The organism is Sphingomonas sp., assembly GCF_051962185.1.
Classification (GTDB): domain Bacteria; phylum Pseudomonadota; class Alphaproteobacteria; order Sphingomonadales; family Sphingomonadaceae; genus Sphingomonas.
Genome location: NZ_JBQCCN010000165.1, coordinates 17220 through 38277, shown reverse-complemented (window position 1 = coordinate 38277; position 21058 = coordinate 17220). Strand labels below are relative to the sequence as shown.

Genomic DNA, 21058 nt, shown 5'->3' with positions numbered 1-21058 from the left:
ACGATCGAGATCCTGACTCCCGATTTCCGCAACAAGCACGAAGCGGCGGTCGAGGCGATCGTCGCGGCGCGACCCGACGTCTACAACCATAACCTCGAAACCGTGCCCAGGCTCTATCCGACGATCCGCCCGGGCGCGCGTTACTATGCGTCGCTGCGGCTGCTCGAGTCGGTCAAGAAGCTCGATCCGTCGATCTTCACCAAGTCGGGCGTCATGCTCGGTCTCGGCGAGGAGCGGCTCGAGGTCCATCAGGTGATGGACGACATGCGCTCGGCCGATGTCGATTTCCTGACCATGGGCCAGTATCTCCAGCCGACCCCGCGCCACGCCAAGGTGCAGGATTTCGTCACGCCGCAGGCGTTCGACGCCTATGCCGCGATCGCCCGCGCCAAGGGTTTCCTGCTGGTCGCTTCGTCGCCGCTGACACGGTCGAGCTACCACGCCGGCGACGATTTCGCGAAGATGAAGACCGCGCGGGAAGCCAAATTGGCGAAGACCGGCGCATGAAAATCCTCCGCTGCGCGTAGGGAGGATTTGATCGTGCCGCGCCACGCTGAGACCCGGTGCATGCCCTATACGGTCGAGCAGATGTTCGACCTGGTGGCCGATGTCGGCCGCTATGCCGAATTCCTGCCCTGGGTCGGCGCGGTGCGGATTCGCAGCAACACGCCGACCGAGATGGTCGCGGACCTGATCGTCGGGTTCAAAGGGCTGCGCGAAACCTTCACGTCGAAGGTCAGGAAGGACCGGCCCAACGCGATCCACGTCGATTATATCGAGGGACCGCTCAAGCATCTGTCCAACGACTGGCATTTCCGCGCCGCGCCGGGCGGCTGCGAAGTCGATTTCGCGGTCGATTTCGCGTTCAAGAATCGCGTGTTCGAGATGCTGGCGGGCCAGGTCTTCTCGTCGGCGCTGATCAAGATGACCGGCGCCTTCGAGCTTCGCGCCACGCAGCTCTATGGCGCCGGAACGTCCGACTCGCGCGGCATCAGCAATTCTAGCGCCACCAGCGCGGCCTGAAGCCTGACCCCGCCGCGGCCGAGGTCGCCGAATTCCTTGCGGTCGGCGACGACGTCCGACGGGTCGGCGTCGCGCTCGGCGCGCGCGAACACCACCGTGCCGACCGGCTTCTTCTCGCTCCCGCCGCCGGGCCCCGCGATCCCGGTGATCGCCACCGCGAGATCGGCATTGGTCGCCTCCAGCGCGCCTTGCGCCATCGACCAAGCGGTGGCGATCGACACCGCGCCGAACGTATCGAGCACGTCGTGGCTGACCCGGAGCAGGTCGACCTTGGCCTCGTTCGAATAAGTCACGAAGCCGCCGAGCAAGACCTCCGACGATCCCGGGATCTCGGTGATCGCCGCGGCGACCAGACCGCCGGTGCAGCTTTCCGCCAGCGCGAACTTGCGGCCGAGCGCCTTGTTGGCCTCGACCACCTTGCGCGCGACGGCGACCAGCTCCGCCGGCAGGACGGTGTCGATCGTCACTTGCCCGTCGCGACTGGCGGGACGGTCACAACGACCTCGGGGCAGATCGTCAGCGGCGAATCCTTCTTGTTCTTGCTGCCCAGTTCGGCGAACAGCACGATCAATTCGGCCAGGCTGCTCGGAGGCAGCGGCTCGAGCAACGTCACCATGCGGTCGGCTGTCGGGCAGTCCGCGGGCTTGAGTTCGTCCGCGATCATATTGCCCATCATCGGCCCGACCAGCGGGCGCAGCAATTTGGGATCGACTCCTCGCAATTCCTTGCCGCCGATCTTGGCGAAAACGTCCATCGCCTTCGGCCAGGCCGCGTCGGCCGATGCCTGATAGCGCGCCACCAGCGGCGGCAGGCCGGCGCGCAGGATCGCTTGTTCGGGCAGCACCGCGCTGCACGTCTTGCCGACCCCGCGCAGGATGTCCGGCATCACCGCGGTGAAGAACGCGTCGCCCTCGGCACGCGTCAGGCACGGCGTCGCCGCGGTTTCCGCCGCTTGCGCCGTCGTCGCCGTCAGACCCAGCCACATCGCCGCCACGGCGACCGTCATTTTCCGCATCTCAAAAAGCCCCCTTTGCCCCTGGTCACACTCTGATCGTCACGGTCGCTTGCGCCGCGATCCCTTCGCCACGACCGGTGAAGCCCAGCCGCTCGGTCGTCGTCGCCTTGACGCTAATCTGCTCGGGTGACAGCCGCAACAGTGCCGCGACGCGATCGCGGATCGCGTCGCGATGCGGGCCGATTTTCGGTGCTTCGCAGATGATCGTCAGGTCGACGAAATCGACGATCCCGCCCTTCGCCGCGACCAGCGATGCGGCATGCTGGAGGAACTGGCCCGACTCGGCGCCTTTCCACCGGGGGTCGCTGGGCGGAAAATGCTGGCCTATGTCGCCCGCCGCGATCGTGCCGAGCATGGCGTCGGTGATGGCATGGAGCGCGACATCGGCATCGCTGTGTCCCGACAGGCCTTTGTCGTGGGGGATCAGCACGCCGCCGAGCCACAATTGCTCGCCGCGAACGAGGCGGTGGACGTCGTATCCGGTCGCGGTCCTGACGCGCATAATGGCTCCCAGCCGGGCCTCGGCGAGCGCGATGTCGCCGGGAAAGGTGATCTTGTCGAGCAACGGGTCGCCCGCGACCATCGCCACGCTGTGCCCGGCGCGGCGCAGGATCTGGGCATCGTCGGTCGCTTCCTCGCCCTCCGGCCAGGCACGATGCGCGGCGAGGATGGCGGCGAAATCGAATGCCTGTGGGGTCTGCACGCGGACCAGTGCCGAGCGGTCGACCACATCGCCAAGCGCGTCGCCATTGGCTGCGATCGTATCGGCGACCGCCAGCGTCGGGACCGCGCCTTTGCTGCCATCCAGCGCGGCAAGCAGGCGATCGACCACCGACGTGGGTACGATCGGACGCGCGGCGTCGTGGATCAGCACGCGGTCGGCATTGCCGACGGCCTTCAACCCGTTGAGAACCGACTCGCGCCGGGTCGCGCCGCCGACCGCGGTTTCGCCGTCCACGCGGCTTTCATTGCCGGCTGCTACCACGGTCACGACACGGTCGATCCCGGGATGCGCGAGCAGCGCGCGCCGGCTGTGCTCGACCAGCGGCAGGCCGGCGAGCGGCAGGAATTGCTTGGGAACGTCGCCGCCGACTCGTTCGCCTTTTCCGGCGGCAACGATCAATGCGACGGTTTCGGAAGCCATGCGGCGCGCCTAGCGCAGCGCCGCCGAGCTTGCCAGCGGCGATGCATATCGCTATGCGCTGCCCGATTTTTAGGCACATGACCAAGCTCGCTCCCATCCAGGTCGGTCCGGTCCGGATCGATACCCCCGTGATCCTCGCGCCGATGACCGGCGTGAGCGATTTGCCGTTCCGTCGTCTCGTGCGGCGCTTCGGCTCGGGGCTCAACGTGACCGAGATGATCGCTAGCCAGGCGGCGATCCGCGAGACGCGCCAATCGATCCAGAAGGCGATGTGGGATCCGAGCGAGGACCCGGTCTCGATGCAATTGGTCGGCTGTACTCCCTACGAGATGGGGGAGGCCGCCAAGCTCGCCGAGGACAAGGGCGCGGCGATCATCGACATCAACATGGGCTGCCCGGTCCGCAAGGTGACCAACGGCGATGCCGGTTCGGCGCTGATGCGCGACCTCAAGCTCGCCAGCGCGATCGTCGAGGCCTGCGTCAAGGCGGTCAAGGCGCCGGTCACGCTCAAGATGCGGATGGGCTGGGACCATGCTAGCCTCAATGCCCCCGAACTCGCGCGGATCGCCGAGGATCTCGGCGTGCAGATGGTCACCGTTCACGGCCGCACGCGCAACCAGATGTACAAGGGCGAGGCCGATTGGGCATTCGTCCGCTCAGTCAAGCAGGCGGTCAAGGTGCCGGTGATCGTCAATGGCGATATCTGTTCGGCCGAGGACGCGGTGAGTGCGCTCGACCAGTCAGGGGCTGACGGAGTGATGATCGGGCGCGGCTCCTACGGCAAGCCGTGGCTGCTTGCCCAGGTCATGGCGCACCTGCAGCAGGACCGGACCGTGCCCGAACCGTCGGTCGACGCACAATATGGCGTGATCGCAGAGCATTACGAGGAAATGCTCGGTCACTATGGCATCGAGACCGGCGTCAACATGATGCGCAAGCATATCGGCTGGTACACCAAGGGCCTGCCGGGCTCGGCCGAGTTCCGCAACAAGGTCAACCAGGAGCCTGACGCCGAGCGCGTCAAGGCGATGCTGGCCGATTTCTATGCCCCCTGGCGAGCCCGCGCCGCGGCCTGAGGCGCCGGGCGCGCCGCTCGCGGATCACGGCCCCAGCTTCGCCGAGCTGTTCGCGGGGTTGCCGATCGCGATCCTGGTGGTCGATCCCGCCGGCCTGGTGCGCAACGCCAATAGCGAGTGCGAATCGCTGCTCAACCTGTCGGAGCGCGCCATGCGTGGCCTGGCGCTGGCCGCGGTGCTGACGCCGCCGCCGGGCGCGGGCGAGGGGCGTGCGGTATCGGCGTTCGACTTCGACATAGGTACCGAGCGCACCGGGCGGTTGCGCGTCGATTATTACGAGACGCCGGTGACCGACCATGACAGCTGGCGCGCGATCGCGCTCCACGCCACCAGCGGGACGCGCAAAGTGGGGCAGTCGGCCGAGCGCGGCGGCGCGCGCGCGGTGATCGGCGCGGCGGCGATGCTGGGGCATGAGATCAAGAACCCGCTGTCGGGCATCCGCGGCGCGGCGCAATTGCTCGCAGCGGAAGGGGCGGCGAGCGAACTCACTACCTTGATTACGACCGAGGTCGATCGCATCGCCGCGCTGATCGACAAGATGCAGGATTTCACCGGGCGCCAGGTCAATCCGCAACCCACCAACATCTATCCCTTGCTCGACCACGCCCGCCGCGTCGCGCAGACCGGTTTCGCGCGCGACATCACGATCGAGGAAAGCTTCGACCCCTCGCTGCCGCCGGTGCTCGCGGACAATGACGCGTTGCTGCAGATCGTCATCAACCTGTTGAAAAACGCCGCAGAAGCACTGAGTGACGTCAAGAAGCCGCGCATCCTGATCTCGACCGCCTATCGGCATGGCCTGGCGGTCGATGCCGGCCCGGGCCAGCCGCGCCGCGGCTTGCCGATCGAACTCTGCGTGATCGACAACGGCCCGGGCGCGCCCGCCGACATCGCCGATCACCTGTTCAGCCCGTTCGTGTCGAGCAAGCCGGAAGGACAGGGATTGGGGCTCGCCTTGGTCGACAAACTGGTCCGCGACATGGGCGGCGTGGTGCAATATTCGCGCGAGGGGGCGCCCGAAATGACCGTTATCCGCATCCTGCTGGCGCGCGCGCAATGAGCGGCGGCGCCAACATCCTAGTGCTGGACGACGACGCCGCGATCCGCACCGTGGTCGCGCATGCGCTGCGGCGGGCAGGGCACCATGTCACCACCACCGCCAGTTTGACCGAATTCAACCGCGAACTCCGCGCCGCGACTCCCGATGTGGTGATCAGTGACGTCGTGCTGCCCGACGGCAACGGGCTCGACATGGTCGCGGGGCTGGCCCAGGCCTATCCGCAATTGCCGGTGATCGTGCTGTCGGCGCAGAACACGCTGACCACCGCGGTGCGTGCGACCGAAGTCGGCGCCTATGACTATCTGCCCAAGCCGTTCGACCTCGACGATCTGACCCGCGCGGTCGACGGCGCGCTGGCGCGTCACGGCAGCGGCGCTGACGAGGAACTCGAGGACGCCGATCGCGCCCTGCCGCTGATCGGCCGCTCGCCGGCGATGCAGGATGTCTATCGGGTGATCGCCCGGGTCATCGCCAACGACCTCACCGTGCTGATCTCGGGCGAATCGGGCACCGGCAAGGAATTGGTCGCGCGGGCGATCCACGATCTCGGCCCACGCCGCCGCGCGCCGTTTCTGGCGATCAACATGGCGGCGATTCCGCGCGAATTGATCGAAGCCGAACTGTTCGGCCACGAACGCGGCGCTTTCACCGGCGCGCAGGCGCGATCGGCGGGGCGGTTCGAGCAGGCGGCCGGCGGCACCCTGTTCCTCGACGAGATCGGCGACATGCCGCTCGAGGCGCAGACCCGGCTGCTGCGCGTGCTGCAATCGGGCGAATTCACCACGGTCGGCGGCGCGCGGACGATCAAGGCCGATGTGCGGATCGTCGCGGCGACCAATCGCGACCTCGGCGCGTTGGTGCAGTCCGGCCAGTTTCGGGAAGATTTATTCTATCGTCTCAATGTCGTACCGGTCACTCTTCCCGCACTGCGAGAGCGCCGACAAGATATCGCCTTGCTCGCGCGCCACTTCCTCGACCGCGCCGCCGAGAACGGCCTGCCGCGCAAGCGACTCGACGAGGCGGCAGTGATCGCGCTGGAGGCACACGACTGGCCCGGCAACGTCCGCGAGCTGGAGAATATCATGCGCCGGCTGGCGGTGCTAAGCCGTGACGAGGTGATCGGCGCGGGCGAACTGGGCAGCATGCTCGGCATGCCGGCGAGCGCGGCGCCGGCCGGGGCGGCGGATCTCGACGCGGCGGTGCGGGCGAGGATCGACCGGATCGCACGCGAGGACCCGCGCGGGCTCGACGACGGTACGCTCTACGAACGGATCATCGCCGACGTCGAGCGCCCGTTGATCGAGGCGATGCTGGCACGTCATGGCGGCAACCAGTTGCGCGCGGCGCGCGCGATGGGGATCAACCGCAACACCTTGCGCAAACGGCTCGATACGCTCGGCATAGATCTGGGCGGCGCGCCGGATTGAGGCGCGCCCGCGACGGGCGACCACAATTATGTGTTTTCGTCGCCACAATGCCGTTGTATTCATGCAACGATGAGTGGCGATAGCGTGATCGCCGCGCCCCGGCGTGTCTGGGGCGGGCGTTTCCACATAACCCCGGCGATGGAGCTGGGCGTGCTCGCGCTGGCGGTCGCCGTCGGCATCGCGACCTATTTCGTCGTGCGCGCCGGCGCGGCGCCGCAGCGCCTGTTGACCCCGCCACTCGTCGCCTTGCTGCTCGTCGTCAATCTCGGGCCCTGCGTCGCGCTGATCATGCTGCTCGGCCGCCGCATCGCGAAGACCCGTGCCGCACGCTCCGGCGCCGGAGGAGAGGGGCGGCTGCACGTGCGGCTGGTCGCCCTGTTCTCGACCATCGCCACCGTCCCCACCGTGCTGGCGGTGATCTTCGCGTCGGTCATGTTCCAGTACGGCGTCGAATTTTGGCTGTCCGATCGGGTCAGCGGCGTACTCAAAGACGCCACCGCGCTAGCGCAGGAATCCTACGAGCAATCGCTGTCGCGCTGGAACGAAGAGGCGCTTGCGACGGCCGGTGACCTGAGTGCCAATTTTTCCGGATTATCGACCACTGCCGATCCTGCCGCGTTGCTAAAGCTTCGTGAGCCTACGTACGGCCTGACGTTACCGAATTATCTTAGCTTGCAGCTACTCTACCGCAACCTGGCGGAGGGCGCGTTGTTCACCGTCAAGGGAAAGAATGACGTGCAGTTCATCGCTCGAGTCGATCCCTATGGTAATGTTGCGGAACAGATCGATCCGATAGCGGTCGCATCCGTACTGAAGGGCGAACGTAGCGTTGTGACGGTACGGGGTAATCGCGTCCGCGTTCTGACGTTGGTGCCCGGCAGCAAGCAGCTATTCCTTTACGCAGGAAAGGTAACCGAAGGCCCGCTGGTTGATCGTCAGTCGGCACGTGTCGCCGACGTCGTTACAAACTTCAAAGCATTGCAATCACGCGCCCGCGCGCTCCAACTGCAGTTTAATGCCGCCTTGTTTGTCGTCGCGCTATTGATCGTCGGGATCGCGGTGTGGATAGCTCTGGTAGTTGCCGACCGCCTTGTTCGTCCTGTCGGCGAGATGGTTGCCGCCGCCCGGCGGGTCGCCGATGGCGATCTGACCGCGCGAGTACCCGATCCGCGCAGCGACGACGAGGTCGGAACGCTGGCCAATGCCTTCAACCGCATGACCAGTCGCCTGCAGGAGCAGACCGGCGCGCTCGAGAGCCGCCGCGCCCTCATCGAGGCGGTGATGTCGGGCGTATCGGCCGGCGTCATCTCGGTCAGTGGCGATGGGACGATCCGGCTGATCAATGCCTCGGCGGTTGCGCAACTTCGGCTCGACGAAGCAAAAGCAGTCGGCGCGCAATTGGCCGACCTCGCGCCCGAACTCGCTGATCTCCTGGCCGGCGACGCCCGCGAATCGATCCTTCAACTGACCACCGGCGGCGAGGCGCGGACGCTCGCGGTGCGGATCACCGCCGACGAGGACGGCCGAGTCCTGACCTTCGACGACATCACCCAGCAGTTGCTCGACCAGCGCCGCGCCGCCTGGTCCGATGTCGCGCGGCGCATCGCGCACGAGATCAAGAACCCGCTGACCCCGATCCAGCTCGCCGCCGAGCGCTTGCAGCGCCGCTACGGCAAGACGATCGAGGACAAGGACGGCGTGTTCGCGCAGCTGACCGATACGATCGTCCGCCAGGTCGGCGACCTGCGGCGGATGGTCGACGAATTTTCGTCCTTCGCGCGAATGCCCAAGCCGGTGTTCAACCAGGAATCGCTGATCGACCTCGCGCGCCAGGCCCTGTTCCTGCACGAGGTCGCGCACCCCGACATCGCCTTCCGCCTCGAGGCGCCCGACGCGGCGCCGCTGGTCTGCGATCGCCGCCAGATCGGCCAGGCGCTGACCAACATCGTGAAGAACGCGGTGGAAGCGATCGAGGCGCGCAACGGCCATGGCGCGCCGGGCGAGATCACCATGACGCTCGATCATGGCGAGCGCCTGATGACCGCGACGATCGCCGACAACGGCATCGGCCTGCCGCTCGAGCGCGACCGCATCGTCGAACCCTATATGACGACGCGCGCCCGCGGCACCGGCTTGGGCCTCGCGATCGTCAAGAAGATCATCGAGGAACATTGCGGCACGATCGCGTTTGCCGACCGACCGGGCGGCGGCACGATCGTCACCATCGTGTTCGACACGCTCCAGCTCGACGCCTTGCTCGATGAAAATCGCGACCCCGCCGAAACCAGCCAGGGCGAGGGCGCACTCGCCATGCTTACCCGTACCGGACACAAATCATGAGCCTCGACATACTCGTCGTCGACGACGAACAGGATATCCGCGAACTCGTAGCCGGCGTCTTGCAGGACGAAGGCTATGAGACGCGCGCCGCCGGCGACAGCGACGCCGCGCTGGAAGCGATCGCCGCGCGGCGGCCGAGCCTGGTGCTGCTCGACGTCTGGCTGCAGGGGTCGCGGCTCGACGGGCTCGACCTGCTCGAGGAGATCAAGCGGCGCGATCCGTCGATCCCGGTGCTGGTCATTTCGGGGCACGGCAATCTCGACACCGCAGTCGCGGCGATCCGGCGCGGCGCGGTCGATTTCATCGAGAAGCCGTTCAACGCCGACCGCTTGCTGCTGATGGTCGGCCGCGCCACCGAGACCGAGCAATTGCGCCAGGAAGTCGCCAGCCTGCGCGCCGCGACCGGCCGCGATACCGACCTGACCGGCACGTCGAACGCGATCAATTCAGTGCGCGCGACGCTGAAGCGCGTCGCCGGGACCGGCAGCCGCGTGCTGATCATGGGATCGGCCGGGGTCGGCAAGGAAGTGGCCGCGCGGCTGCTCCACAGCTGGAGCCAGCGCGCCCAGGGGCCGTTCGTGGTGGTCAGCGCCGCTCGGATGATCCCCGAGCGCGTCGAAGAGGAATTGTTCGGGGTCGAGGATGCCGGCGACCTCGTCCGCACCGGCCTGCTCGAACAGGCGCATGGCGGGACCTTGTTCCTCGACGAGATCGCCGACATGCCGGTCGCGACGCAGGGGCGGATCCTGCGCGTGCTGACCGACCAGAGCTTTACGCGCGTCGGCGGTACCCGCACGGTCAAGGTCGACGTCCGCGTCGTTTCCGCCACCGCACGCGACCTGCAGGACGAGATCGCCGAGGGGCGGTTCCGCGAGGACCTCTATTACCGGCTCAACGTCGTCCCCGTCGCGATCCCGCCCCTGGCCGATCGCCGCGAGGACATTCCCGCCCTGGTCGAGCATTTCGTGGCGCATTACGCCACCGAGCGCCGCGTACCGACCCCCGAGGTCGCCGACGACGCCATGGTGGCGCTGCAGAGCTATGAATGGCCGGGCAATGTCCGCCAGTTGCGGAACGTCGTCGAACGCACGATCATCCTGGCGCCGGGCGACCGCATCAGCCGGATCGACGTCGATTTGTTGCCGGCTGAAGTGTTGGGCGGCGCGGGCGAGGGGGCAGGGGCCTCGGCGATGATGGGAGCGCCGCTGCGCGAGGCGCGCGAGACGTTCGAGCGCGAATACCTCAAGGTCCAGATCCGGCGCTTTTCGGGCAATATCTCGCGCACCGCGACCTTCATCGGCATGGAGCGCTCGGCGCTGCATCGGAAATTGAAGCTGCTCGGTATCACCGACAGCCGCGACGAGTGACCGGCAGCGGGACTCCGGCGATCGAACCAAGCTGGACGTAACGCCCCCGTATCACCTATATAAGGGCCCGGCGCGCGTCGCGTGGGCGCGCGCTTCAGACGCCAGAGAACGGCGCCATGCGGGTCAAGGCCCGCCAAGACCAAGGATCTGCCAGATGGCCGACAAACAAACCTCGCTCCAGGACCTGTTCCTCAACGCGCTTCGCAAGTCGAAGACCCCGGTCACGATGTTTCTCGTCAAGGGCGTGAAGCTCCAGGGCATCGTCACCTGGTTCGACAATTTCTCGGTCCTGCTGCGCCGGGACGGCCAGTCGCAGCTGATCTACAAGCACGCCATCTCGACGATCATGCCGTCGAACCCGATCGACATCCAGGCGATCACCGACGCGGTCCAGGTCGACGCCAAGAAGTCTCCGCTGCTCCAGGAGATTTTCCTGAACGCGGTGCGCAAGTCGGAAGACAGCGTCACCATGTTCCTGGTCAACGGCGTCATGCTCCAGGGGCATATCGCGGCGTTCGACCTGTTCTGCATGCTGCTCGAGCGCGAGGGCATGGCGCAATTGGTCTACAAGCATGCGGTGTCGACCATCCAGCCGGCGCGCCCGCTGAATCTGGCCGAAGAATCAGATAGTTCGAACGGCGATTGACCACAGGATTCGAACGTGATCGCGACGAATTCGCGCGTGGTGCGCGAGCCATCGTCGTGTTGCCCGACCAGGGCAATTCGAGCCGCGACGCCGATGCCCGGCTCGAGGAAACGGCGGGGCTCGCCATGGCGATCGGCGTCGTCGTGGCCGAGAAGATCGCCTATCGCGTCCGCCAGCCCAAGCCCGCGACGCTGATCGGATCCGGCCAGGTTGAGGCACTCGCGGCGCAAGTCAGGATGGAGGATGCGCAACTCGTCGTGATCGACGGCGCGCTGACGCCGGTGCAACAGCGCAATCTCGAGACCGCTCTGGAATGCAAGGTCATCGACCGCACCGGGCTGATCCTCGAGATTTTCGGCGAGCGTGCCGCGACGGCGGAAGGGCGGTTGCAGGTCGAACTCGCGCACCTCGATTACCAGGCGGGACGGCTGGTGCGCAGCTGGACCCATCTCGAACGCCAGCGCGGCGGTTTCGGATTCCTCGGCGGCCCGGGTGAAACCCAGATCGAGGCCGACCGCCGCCTGATCCGCGACCGCATGGCGCGGCTGCGCAAGGAGCTCGACCAGGTCAGCCGCACCCGCGGGCTGCACCGCGACCGTCGCCAGCGCGCGCCGTGGCCGGTGATCGCCTTGGTCGGCTACACCAATGCCGGGAAGTCGACGCTTTTCAATAGATTGACCGGTGCTGACGTCATGGCGGAAGATCTGCTGTTCGCGACGCTCGATCCGACGCTTCGGCAGATCCAGTTGCCGGGCATCGACAAGGCGATCCTGTCCGACACCGTGGGATTCGTCTCCGAGTTGCCGACCCAGCTCGTCGCCGCGTTCAAGGCGACCCTCGAGGAAGTGGTGTCGGCCGACCTCCTGATCCACGTTCGCGACATCGCCCATCCCGACAGCGAGGCGCAGCGCGCCGATGTCGAGGCGGTGCTCCACGAAATCGGCGTCGCCGACACGACGCCGCGGTTCGAGGCATGGAACAAGATCGACTTGCTCGAGGGCGACGCGCGGACGGATGCTCTGGTCGAGGCGTCGCGGCGTGACGATGTCGTCGCGATCTCGGCGATGAGCGGGGAAGGGGTGGAGGAGCTTAAGCGGGAGGTCGCCGCCAAGCTCACCGCCGGCCATCGCCGCTATTCGATCACGCTCGACGCGGCCGACGGGGCAGGGGCGGCGTGGCTGCACCAGCATGGCGAAGTCCTGGAGCAGGAGATCGACGACGATCGCGCGACGTACGATGTCCGCATGGCGCCGCGCGATTACGAGCGGTTTTTACAGCGCTGACGAAGCTCACGCCGACGGGCTGGAAACCACGCATCCCCGGCGAAGGCCGGGGCCCAGCGACGATGTGTGCTTAGCGACGGCGTGCCATCTCCATGCTGCGGAGACTGAGCCTGGCCTCCGCCGGGGAAGCGTAGGGCGGAGGCAATCTCCGGCCTACCGCACCGGCCAGACCCAGTCGGCCCGATCCTCCTCGGCGATCACCGTCTCGCCGAACTGCTTCTCCAGCACGACGTGGCGCGCGACTTCATCGCCGGCCAGCACCTCGATCAGGTCGGTGGCATGCGAAATGACCACGATCTGCGTGTTTCGCGACGCATGACGTAGTAGTCGACCCAGCGGAGCGATCAAATCGGCGTGAAGGCTCGCTTCGGGCTCGTTGAGCACCATCAATTCGGGCGGTCGCGGCGTGAGCAGCGCGGCCGTCAGCAGGATGTAGCGCAGCGTCCCTTCGGACAGTTCGGCAGCACGCAGCGGGCGCAACAGGCCGTGCTGGCGCATCTCGATCTCGAACGAGTCGCTGACCCGGATGCTCGCGCCGGGAAAGGCATCGGCGATCGCGTCCTCGAGGCCGTTCACGTCGCCGATCTCGATGATCGTCTGAATCGCCGCGCCGACATCGCCGCCATCATCGGCGAGCGATGGCGTGAAGGTGCCGATCTGCGGTCGGCGGGCGGGGGCGTTCCGGTCGGTGCGGAGGTCGTCGTAAAAGCGCCATCCGCGCATCCGGTCACGCAGATGGACCAGCTCGAGCCCGTCGACCGTATCGGTCGCGTGCGTCATCATGCTGTCGTTGCCGGGCAGCGTCCTGAGCGCGTCGCGCCAGGTCCCGTCCTCGCGGCGCCGCACGCGGACCAGCGGGCCGCGCCGTTCGGCGATCAACCCGCTCCGCGTCGGTCGCTCGCCCATCCACACGGTTTCGACCTTGAATTCCGGGTCGAACCGGAAGCGCGATTGCGAGGGGATCGGCAGGCCGAGATCGACCGCATATCCATAAGTTTCGCTGGCGAAGCCGAGCTTCAACGCGACCGGTACCGACCGCGCGGTTCCCTGGATCGGTATCTCGCCGGACTTCATCCGGCGGCTGATCTTCTCCGGGCCCGCCCATAAGGTCGAGCTCAGCCCACCTTCGGCCGCGAGCGAGCCGATCATGCGCCCCTGCGCGGTATCGGCGAGCAGTCGCAAAGACCTGTACAGGCTGGATTTTCCGCTACCATTGGCGCCTGTGACGACGGTCAGTGGCGCCAGCGCGACGCTGATGTCGCGCAACGACCGGTAACCCGCGACGGCGAGGGCGGTGATCACCCGTGTTCAGGCCCGCTCTTTGGCCTTGGCCGCCTGCCAGAGTGCTTCCTGCTGGTCGAGGTCGCGTTCGGAGAATTTCTCGTCGGCGGCTTCCATCGCCTTGAAACGGCGCTCGAATTTGACGTTCGCGCTGCGTAGCGCGGCTTCCGGGTCGACGCCGAGCTTGCGCGCCCAATTGACCACCGCGAACAGCAAGTCGCCGATCTCTTCCTCGCGCTCGGCATCGCTCGCGGCTTCGACCTCGGCGATTTCCTCGTCGATCTTGGCACGCGGGCCGCTGGCGTCGGGCCAGTCGAAACCGGTGCGCGCGGCGCGCTTCTGGAGCTTTTCGGCGCGGAGCAGGGCGGGGAGGCCGATCGCCACGCCTTCGAGCGCGCTTTGGGCGCCCTTGGCGCCCCGCTCCGCGGCCTTGATTTGTTCCCACAGATGATGGCCGCCTTCGGTGGCCTCGCCGAACAGATGCGGATGCCGGCGTTCCATCTTGTCGCAAATCGCCGCGACCACGTCCTTCAGCGCGAAATCGCCGGCTTCCTCGGCCATGCGCGCGTGGAACACGACCTGGAGCAATAAGTCGCCGAGCTCGTCCTTGAGATCGGCCATATCGGCGCGCTCGATCGCGTCGGCGACTTCATAGGCTTCCTCGATCGTGTACGGCGCGATCGTCGCGAAAGTCTGGACGGTGTCCCATTCGCAGCCATGCATGGGATCGCGCAGTCGCGCCATGATCGCGACCAGCCGGTCAATATCGGTGTCGCTCATGCGAGGGGGACTCCCTCTCCGCCACCCGCCAGAGTGATAATATACATTATGTAAAACTCACATATGGTCGGGAGTGAGGATCAAGGTCTTCCCCTCCACCCGCCAGGATTTGAGCCGCGACAGGAAATTCATTCCGAGCACGTCCTGATCACCGAATTCGGGCGCGACGATCGTCGGCAGATCGGTCGCGGTGATGCCACCGACCTTGAGCGAGTCGATCGTCGCCGACTGGCCGGTCACCGTGCCGTTGGCGGTATTGACCACCGCCGGTGCGCTTAGCGTGTCGAAATCGATCTTGGCCGCCGCCGCGGTGCCGGTCGACAGCGCGGTCACCGTGGCGCCGCTGTCGACCAGCATCGTGCGCTCGACGCCGTTGATCGTCGCGTGCGCCCAGAAATGACCGTCGTCGGCCATCGGGATGCGCACCTCGCTGCCGACCACCGTCTGGTCCGGCCCGTAGAACAAAGCGCGCGTGCCGGAGACCAGCCATTGGTTCTGGTTGACGACGCCGACCACCAGCAAGCCGACCGCGAAGATGCCGACCCAGGCGAGGCCCATGACCGCGGCCCGGCCGAGCGGCAGGCGTCGCGCGAACAGCGCCGACAGCGGCAGCACAAGCAGCAGGACGTAGAAGATCAGATTTCCGGTCATATCGCTCATCGGCCCAGTTCGAATTCGAGGCCATCATAAGCCGGTTCGACGCCGGGGGGGAGTTCTGCGCGCAAGCCGGCATAATCCATCGATTGATCGAGGTGCGTCAGCGCGGCCCGGCCCGGCGCCAGGTCGGCGATCCAGGGCAAAGCCTCGGCGAGATGCGGATGGCTGGGGTGCGGCTCACGACGCAGGACATCGAGGATCCAGACGTCGAGCCCTCGGTACAGCGATCGCATGTCGTCGGTCATCACGTTGAAATCGGTGGCATATCCGACGGCACCACCATCCGCTTCGAACCGTAGCCCGGCGGAATGGATCGATCCATGCGGCTGATCGGTCACCGTGATGGCGATGTCGCCGATGGTCAGCCGATCGGGTAAATCCTCGAGCACGACGGTTGGCGGATAACCGTCCTGGCCGGCGAAGACATAGCCGAACCGCGCCATCAGCACCTCAGCCGTCGCCGGTCGTGCCAGCCCGCGCACCGGATGGCGCATCAGGTGGAAGAGCTGGCGCAGGTCGTCGATCCCGTGCGTGTGGTCGGCATGGTCGTGCGTCCAGATTACCGCGTCGAGGCGATCGACCTTTGCCGCCAGCAACTGCTCGCGCATGTCGGGGCCGGTATCGACCAGGATGCGTGTGGTCGCGGTCTCGACCAGGATCGACACGCGCGTGCGACGATTCCTGGGCTCGGCCGGGTCGCAGGTGCCCCAGACATTGCCGATCCGCGGCACCCCCGACGACGTTCCCGAGCCGAGGATTCGGACTTTCACGCGAGCGTCTTGGCGAACAGGCGATGGAAATTGGCGCGCGTCGCTTCGGCGAGCTCATCGGGATCCTCGCCGCGCAATTGCGCCAGGAAGCGGCAGGTGTCGGCGACGAAGGCCGGCTCTCCGGTCTTGCCGCGATGCGGGACGGGAGCGAGGAAGGGGGCGTCGGTTTCGATCAACAGGCGCTCGATTGGCAGCCGCGCCGCCGTTTCCTGCAAATCCTTGGCGTTCTTGAAGGTCACGATCCCCGAGATCGAGATGTAGAAACCCAGGTCCATCGCCTGATCGGCGAAGGCGCCGCTGGCGGTGAAACAATGGATGACGCCGGGATAGGTCCCCTGCTCCATCTCTTCCTTCAGGATCCGCGCGGTATCGTCCTCGGCGTCGCGCGTGTGGACGACGAGCGGCAACTGGGTTTCGCGGCACGCGGCGATATGGGCGCGAAAGCTCGCTTGCTGGCGTCCGCGGTCGGAATGGTCGTAATAATAATCGAGCCCGCTCTCGCCGATGCCGACGACGCGCGGGTGGCGCGCGCGATCGACCAATTTGGCGGTGTCGACATCGGGATGCTGGTCGGCCTCGTGCGGATGGATGCCGACGGTCGCCCAGACGTCGGGCTCGCGGTCGGCGACGGCGATGACGTCATCCCATTCGCGCTCGCGGGTCGAGATGTTGAGCATCGCCACCACGCCGCTCTGCCGCGCGCGCGACAAAACCTCGGCCTGCTGTTCGCCGAGCCCCTTGTAGTTCAAGTGGCAATGGCTGTCGGCGAGCTTCATGCCTCGGCCGCCATTTCTAGCCGGGGGAACACGCCGCTCGGCGCCGGCAATGCCGTGCCAGCCTCGATCGGCCGATTGAGCGCGTCGAAATCGCGACGGTCCGCCCCCTGCCCCAACAGGTCGAGCAATTTGTCGGCGCTTTCCGGGATCGCCCAGCGCGCCATGATTGCGATGCGGCGCACCGCTTCAGCGGCATAATAGAGGATCGTGTCTGCGCGCGCGGGATCGGTCTTTCGCACGCTCCACGGCGCCTGGTCGGCGAAATATTGATTGGCGTCGCGCGCGGCGGCCCAGATCGCTTCGAGCGCGGCGTGGATGGCGAGTTCACCCATCGCTGCGCGCATCCCCGCCTCGGCGGCCTTGACGCTCGCGACCAGCGCTTCCTCCGGCGCGGTCGCGGTGCCGGCTTCTGGCAGCTTGCCGTCACAATTCTTGGCGATGATCGACAGGCAGCGTTGCGCGAGATTGCCGAGATTGTTGGCGAGGTCGGCGTTGCACCGCGTGACGATCGCTTCTTCCGAATAGCTGCCGTCCTGCCCGAAGCTGACTTCGCGCAGCAGGAAATAGCGTAGCGGATCGACTCCGAAACGATCGGCGAGCTCCATCGGGTCGGTGACGTTGCCCAGGCTCTTCGACATCTTCTCCCCGCGATTGAGCAGGAAGCCATGGCCGAACACCTGTTTAGGCAGATCGATCTTGGCGCTCATCAGGAACGCCGGCCAGTAAACCGTATGAAAACGCACGATATCCTTGCCGATCAGATGCAGATCGGCCGGCCAGTATTTGCCCAGCGGGCCATCCAGGTCGGGATAGCCCACCCCGGTCAGGTAGTTGGTCAGCGCATCGACCCAGACGTACATGACATGGCCGTCGCTGCCCGGGACCTTGACGCCCCAGTCGAAGCTGGTGCGCGACACCGACAGATCGCTCAGCCCGCCCTCGACGAAGCGGAGAATCTCGTTGCGGCGCGCTTCGGGGCGGATGAAATCGGGGTTCGAGGCGTAGAAGTCGAGCAACGGCTGCTGATATTTGCTCAGCCGGAAGAACCACGTTTCCTCGGCCGTCCATTCGACCGGCGTGCCCTGGGGCGAAAGCTTGCCCCCTTCCCCGTCGACCAATTCCTTCTCGTCGTAGAACGCCTCGTCGCGGACCGAATACCAACCCTCGTAGCGATCGAGATAGAGATCGCCGGCGGCCGCCATCGCTTTCCAGATGGCCTGGCTGGCGGCGTGGTGATCGGCCTCCACGGTGCGGATGAAGCGATCGTAGGATATATTAAGACGATCATCCATCGCCTTGAAATAACCTGACATCTCATCGGCCAGCGCGCGTGTTTCCACGCCCCGGTCGCGCGCGGTCTGGACCATCTTCAGGCCATGTTCGTCGGTACCGGTCTGGAACCGCACGTCGCGCCCCGCCTGGCGGTGATAGCGCGCGATCGCATCGGCCGCGATCGCCTCATAGGCATGGCCGATATGCGGGCGGCCATTGGGATAACTGATCGCGGTGGTGATGTAATAGGGGTCGGCCATGGGGAGGCTCTAGAGCAGGTACTGGGCAGATGGAACCACTTCGACCCCCTAATCCTCTCCCGCCAGGGGGGATGAGAGGCGATGGATTCTATAGAATTGCGATGTAGATCACCGCCCCGCCAGCTGCGCGACGAGTCCGCCCATCTCGAACACCGTCCCTTGCGCGTCGAGCGACAGGCCGAGCGCGCTCGCCGAGAGGTTGCGTGCGGCATCGTGCGCGTCGAGCGCGGTCCTGAGCGCCTCGCCCGATCGCGTGCGCGCCGCGGCGGCGATGAAGCTGGGCGCGCGATCGAGGAACGCCTCGTAGCGTTCCTGCGCCGCCTTCAACGACAGCGCGCGCGCGAGCTCGGCGCGCACCAAGTTGGACGGGTCGCCCTTGGCCAGTTCGGCCAGCGCCTTGTCGAGCCCGGCGATGTCGAGCCCCGCCATCGCCAGCGCACGGGACGGCGACCCCTGCCCCACCCGGATCAGTTCTTCGATCTCGCCCGACGCGACACCCGCATCGGTCAAAGCGACGCGTATCTCGGCATCGTCGAGCGGCTCGAAGCGCAACATCCGGCAGCGCGAGCGAATCGTCGGCAGCAAGCGGCCCGGCGCATGGCTGATCAGCAGGAACACGGTTCCAGTGGGCGGTTCCTCGAGATTCTTGAGCAACGCGTTCGACGCGCCTGGGCGCTCGAGGTCGTCGGCGGTGTCGATCATCACCACCCGGCGATCGGAAAAGGTCGGTTTGACGCCAAGAAAATGGTCGAGTTCGCGGACCTGATCGACGCGGATGCTGCGCGCCAGCCCCTGCTCGGGCTTCTTTTCGTCGCGCGGCAGGCGCTGGAGCGATTTGAAGTCGGGATGCGACCCGGCATCGATCAATTGCTGGGTACGGTCGCCGGCCGGAATCGAGAAATCGTCGGGCTGACCCGGTCCCGCCAGAAGATAGCGCGCTGCCAGCATCGCGAATTGCGCCTTGCCGACGCCTTCGGGGCCGGCGAAAATCCAGGCGTGATGAAGCGATCCGCTGTCGATCGCCGCCGAAAAAGCCTGTCGTGCCTGAAGGTTACCGTAAATAGGCGTCATGGCAGCAAGTCGGCTATCGCCTCGCGTACGGCCGCCGATACAGCATCCACGTCTCCGCTCGCGTCGATCAGCCGGACGCGGTCGGGATCGTGCGCGGCGAAGCGTCGGAACGCCGCCGCGACATCGTCTTGGACAGCGCGTTCGCGCGCCGCGAAGCGGTCCGCGGCGGCGCCGTCGCGTGCCGCCGCGCGCTCGGCGCCGATCTCTGGCGGGACTTCGAGCACCAGCGTGCGATCGGGCAGCAGCCCGCGCGAGCCGAAACCGTGCAGGGCCAGCACCGCGGCATCGTCGATCCCGCCGGCGACGCCCTGATAAGCGCGCGACGAATCTACGAAGCGGTCGCTCACCACCCAGGTGCCGATGCCGAGCGCGGGCTGGATGACCTTTTCGACATGGTCGGCCCGCGCCGCGGCGAACAGCAACGCCTCGGTATGCGAACTCCAGCGCTGGACCTCGCCCTGCATAAGCAACTCGCGGATCGCCTCGCCGCCCTCGCTGCCGCCGGGCTCGCGGGTGACGACGACGTCCAGCCCATGCGCGCGGAGCGCCTCGGCGAGCCGGCGGACCTGGGTCGACTTGCCGGCCCCCTCCCCGCCTTCGATCGAGACGAACCCGCCGCGCGCCATCGCCCGCTCAGCCGCCGAACAGCTGCTTGAGCCCGGTCCAGGCGCGGCCGAAGAATCCGGCCTGGCCGACATCCTTGTCGGCGACGAGCGGGAAGCGCTGGTCGGGCATGCCGGGCGAGGTGACGATCAGGTCGGCGACATGGTCGCCCGCCTTGATCGGGGCCTTGAGCGGGCCGTCATAGACGACCTTGGCGTTCATGTTCGGAGTGGTGCCGGTCGGCACGGTCATCGCCAGATTGTCGGCGGCGACCAGCCCGACGCTCGACGACGAGCCAAGCTGCACCTCGGCGGTGGCGACTTGCTTGCCCTTGGCGACAATCGGATGCGATTGCCAGGCGCGGAAGCCCCAGTTCATGAACTTGATCGATTCTTCCTTGCGCTGATTGTAGGTGGTGAACCCCGCCACCACCATCACCAGCCGCCGGCCGTTCTGGATCGCCGAGCCGACGAAGCTGTAACCCGCCTCGTCGGTGTGCCCGGTCTTGAGCCCGTCGGCGCCGGCCACCACGCCGAGCAACGGATCGCGATTGGCCTGGTCGATCGCGGTCCCGTTCATCTGGGTGCCCCAGGTGAAATTGGGCAGCGCGTAGTAACGTTTGTAGAGGTCTGGGAAATCGCGGATCGTCGCCTCGGCCAGCTTGGCGAGGTCGCGCGCGCTGACATAGGTCACGCCATTGTCGGGCCAGCCGTTCGAGGTGCCGAAATGGCTGTTGGTGAGGCCGAGCTTCTTGGCGGTCTCGTTCATCCGGTCGGTGAACGCCTGTTCGGTGCCCGACACGCCCTCCGCCAGCACGACGCAGGCGTCGTTGCCCGACAGCGTCACGATGCCCTTGAGCAGATTGTCGACGCTGACGCTCTCGTTCGCCTTGAGGAACATGGTCGATCCCTGGCTGTGCCATTTGCGCCAGGTGTCGGGGCTCATCGTGAACTGCTGATCGGCCTTGAGCTGACCCTTTTTGATCATGTCGAACACGACATAGACCGTCATCATCTTCGCCGTGGACGCCGGCGGCATGCGGCGATCGGGATCCTTCGAATAGAGCACCGCGTCGGACGACAGGTCGACCATATAGGCGACCGGCGCCGGCGTATCGAAGGTCGGCGCCGCGGCGATCGCGGGCATCGCGGCAAGGACCAGAGCGGAAGCCGCGCTCAGGTGGATCAGCTTGGGCAAATATTTCATG

21 protein-coding genes are annotated in these 21058 nt (G+C 66.4%); 9 read left to right on the top strand and 12 right to left on the bottom strand.

Annotation, left to right across the window (positions count from 1 at the left end; translation table 11 throughout):
- A partial coding sequence (locus ACTHJR_RS10305) for a lipoyl synthase (protein ID WP_440523074.1) occupies positions 1 to 507 on the top strand: 507 nt, incomplete at its 5' end.
- 33 nt (positions 508 to 540) lie between these two features.
- Complete coding sequence (locus ACTHJR_RS10300; protein WP_440523073.1) at positions 541 to 1023, top strand: type II toxin-antitoxin system RatA family toxin; 483 nt, start codon at positions 541 to 543, stop codon at positions 1021 to 1023.
- Here ACTHJR_RS10300 and ACTHJR_RS10295 read toward each other — a convergent pair.
- From ACTHJR_RS10295 to ACTHJR_RS10285, 3 genes are read right to left on the bottom strand one after another with little or no spacing between them, the layout of a single operon-like run.
- Positions 960 to 1490: a CinA family protein gene (locus ACTHJR_RS10295; RefSeq protein ID WP_440523072.1), complete on the bottom strand. Its 531-nt coding sequence runs from the start codon at positions 1488 to 1490 to the stop codon at positions 960 to 962. The two genes, ACTHJR_RS10300 and ACTHJR_RS10295, sit on opposite strands and share 64 nt — an antisense overlap.
- Complete coding sequence (locus ACTHJR_RS10290; RefSeq protein WP_440523071.1) at positions 1487 to 2029, bottom strand: hypothetical protein; 543 nt, start codon at positions 2027 to 2029, stop codon at positions 1487 to 1489. Before ACTHJR_RS10290 ends, ACTHJR_RS10295 begins: the two co-directional genes overlap by 4 nt.
- A 34-nt stretch (positions 2030 to 2063) precedes the next feature.
- On the bottom strand, positions 2064 to 3182 hold the full coding sequence (locus ACTHJR_RS10285; protein ID WP_440523070.1) for a bifunctional 2-C-methyl-D-erythritol 4-phosphate cytidylyltransferase/2-C-methyl-D-erythritol 2,4-cyclodiphosphate synthase: 1119 nt from the start codon (positions 3180 to 3182) through the stop codon (positions 2064 to 2066).
- A gap of 77 nt (positions 3183 to 3259) precedes the next feature.
- Between ACTHJR_RS10285 and dusB the strand changes: the two genes are divergently transcribed.
- The 7 genes from dusB to hflX all read left to right on the top strand — a co-directional run bounded on the left by dusB (position 3260) and on the right by hflX (position 12381).
- Entirely contained in the window at positions 3260 to 4258 is a 999-nt protein-coding gene (dusB, locus tag ACTHJR_RS10280; protein WP_440523069.1) for a tRNA dihydrouridine synthase DusB, read from the top strand.
- The gene (locus ACTHJR_RS10275) at positions 4227 to 5318 is read left to right on the top strand and encodes a two-component system sensor histidine kinase NtrB (protein WP_440523068.1); all 1092 of its coding nucleotides are present in this window, start codon (positions 4227 to 4229) and stop codon (positions 5316 to 5318) included. The genes dusB and ACTHJR_RS10275 overlap by 32 nt, the downstream gene beginning before the upstream one ends.
- Entirely contained in the window at positions 5315 to 6745 is a 1431-nt protein-coding gene (gene ntrC / locus ACTHJR_RS10270; RefSeq protein WP_440523067.1) for a nitrogen regulation protein NR(I), read from the top strand. Before ACTHJR_RS10275 ends, ntrC begins: the two co-directional genes overlap by 4 nt.
- Positions 6746 to 6814: 69 nt before the next feature.
- Positions 6815 to 9085: an ATP-binding protein gene (locus tag ACTHJR_RS10265; RefSeq protein WP_440523066.1), complete on the top strand. Its 2271-nt coding sequence runs from the start codon at positions 6815 to 6817 to the stop codon at positions 9083 to 9085.
- A complete protein-coding gene (ntrX, locus tag ACTHJR_RS10260; RefSeq protein ID WP_440523065.1) occupies positions 9082 to 10452 on the top strand; it encodes a nitrogen assimilation response regulator NtrX in 1371 nt (456 codons plus the stop codon). Before ACTHJR_RS10265 ends, ntrX begins: the two co-directional genes overlap by 4 nt.
- 145 nt (positions 10453 to 10597) lie before the next feature.
- Positions 10598 to 11098: an RNA chaperone Hfq gene (hfq, locus tag ACTHJR_RS10255; protein ID WP_440523075.1), complete on the top strand. Its 501-nt coding sequence runs from the start codon at positions 10598 to 10600 to the stop codon at positions 11096 to 11098.
- Positions 11095 to 12381, top strand: coding sequence for a GTPase HflX (hflX, locus tag ACTHJR_RS10250; RefSeq protein WP_440523064.1), 1287 nt, complete (start codon positions 11095 to 11097; stop codon positions 12379 to 12381). The genes hfq and hflX overlap by 4 nt, the downstream gene beginning before the upstream one ends.
- Before the next feature lie 153 nt (positions 12382 to 12534).
- On the opposite strand, the gene ACTHJR_RS10245 is transcribed toward hflX, so the two are convergent.
- The 9 genes from ACTHJR_RS10245 to ACTHJR_RS10205 form a co-directional block, all read right to left on the bottom strand.
- Positions 12535 to 13683 carry an AAA family ATPase gene (locus ACTHJR_RS10245; protein WP_440523063.1) on the bottom strand — a complete coding sequence of 383 codons (1149 nt, stop codon included), beginning with the start codon at positions 13681 to 13683 and terminating at the stop codon, positions 12535 to 12537.
- Positions 13684 to 13689: 6 nt separating this feature from the next.
- Complete coding sequence (gene mazG, locus ACTHJR_RS10240) at positions 13690 to 14442, bottom strand: nucleoside triphosphate pyrophosphohydrolase (protein WP_440523061.1); 753 nt, start codon at positions 14440 to 14442, stop codon at positions 13690 to 13692.
- A gap of 57 nt (positions 14443 to 14499) precedes the next feature.
- Positions 14500 to 15102, bottom strand: coding sequence for a retropepsin-like aspartic protease family protein (locus ACTHJR_RS10235; RefSeq protein ID WP_440523060.1), 603 nt, complete (start codon positions 15100 to 15102; stop codon positions 14500 to 14502).
- Positions 15099 to 15869 carry an MBL fold metallo-hydrolase gene (locus tag ACTHJR_RS10230; protein WP_440523059.1) on the bottom strand — a complete coding sequence of 257 codons (771 nt, stop codon included), beginning with the start codon at positions 15867 to 15869 and terminating at the stop codon, positions 15099 to 15101. Before ACTHJR_RS10230 ends, ACTHJR_RS10235 begins: the two co-directional genes overlap by 4 nt.
- A complete protein-coding gene (locus ACTHJR_RS10225) occupies positions 15866 to 16645 on the bottom strand; it encodes a TatD family hydrolase (RefSeq protein ID WP_440523057.1) in 780 nt (259 codons plus the stop codon). The genes ACTHJR_RS10230 and ACTHJR_RS10225 overlap by 4 nt, the downstream gene beginning before the upstream one ends.
- A complete protein-coding gene (gene metG, locus ACTHJR_RS10220) occupies positions 16642 to 18177 on the bottom strand; it encodes a methionine--tRNA ligase (protein WP_440523056.1) in 1536 nt (511 codons plus the stop codon). The genes ACTHJR_RS10225 and metG overlap by 4 nt, the downstream gene beginning before the upstream one ends.
- A 108-nt stretch (positions 18178 to 18285) precedes the next feature.
- On the bottom strand, positions 18286 to 19248 hold the full coding sequence (locus ACTHJR_RS10215) for a DNA polymerase III subunit delta' (protein ID WP_440523055.1): 963 nt from the start codon (positions 19246 to 19248) through the stop codon (positions 18286 to 18288).
- Positions 19245 to 19874: a dTMP kinase gene (tmk, locus tag ACTHJR_RS10210; RefSeq protein WP_440523054.1), complete on the bottom strand. Its 630-nt coding sequence runs from the start codon at positions 19872 to 19874 to the stop codon at positions 19245 to 19247. Before tmk ends, ACTHJR_RS10215 begins: the two co-directional genes overlap by 4 nt.
- Positions 19875 to 19881: 7 nt before the next feature.
- Positions 19882 to 21057, bottom strand: a complete 1176-nt coding sequence (locus tag ACTHJR_RS10205; protein WP_440523053.1) for a D-alanyl-D-alanine carboxypeptidase family protein — start codon at positions 21055 to 21057, stop codon at positions 19882 to 19884.
- Position 21058 lies beyond the last annotated feature (1 nt).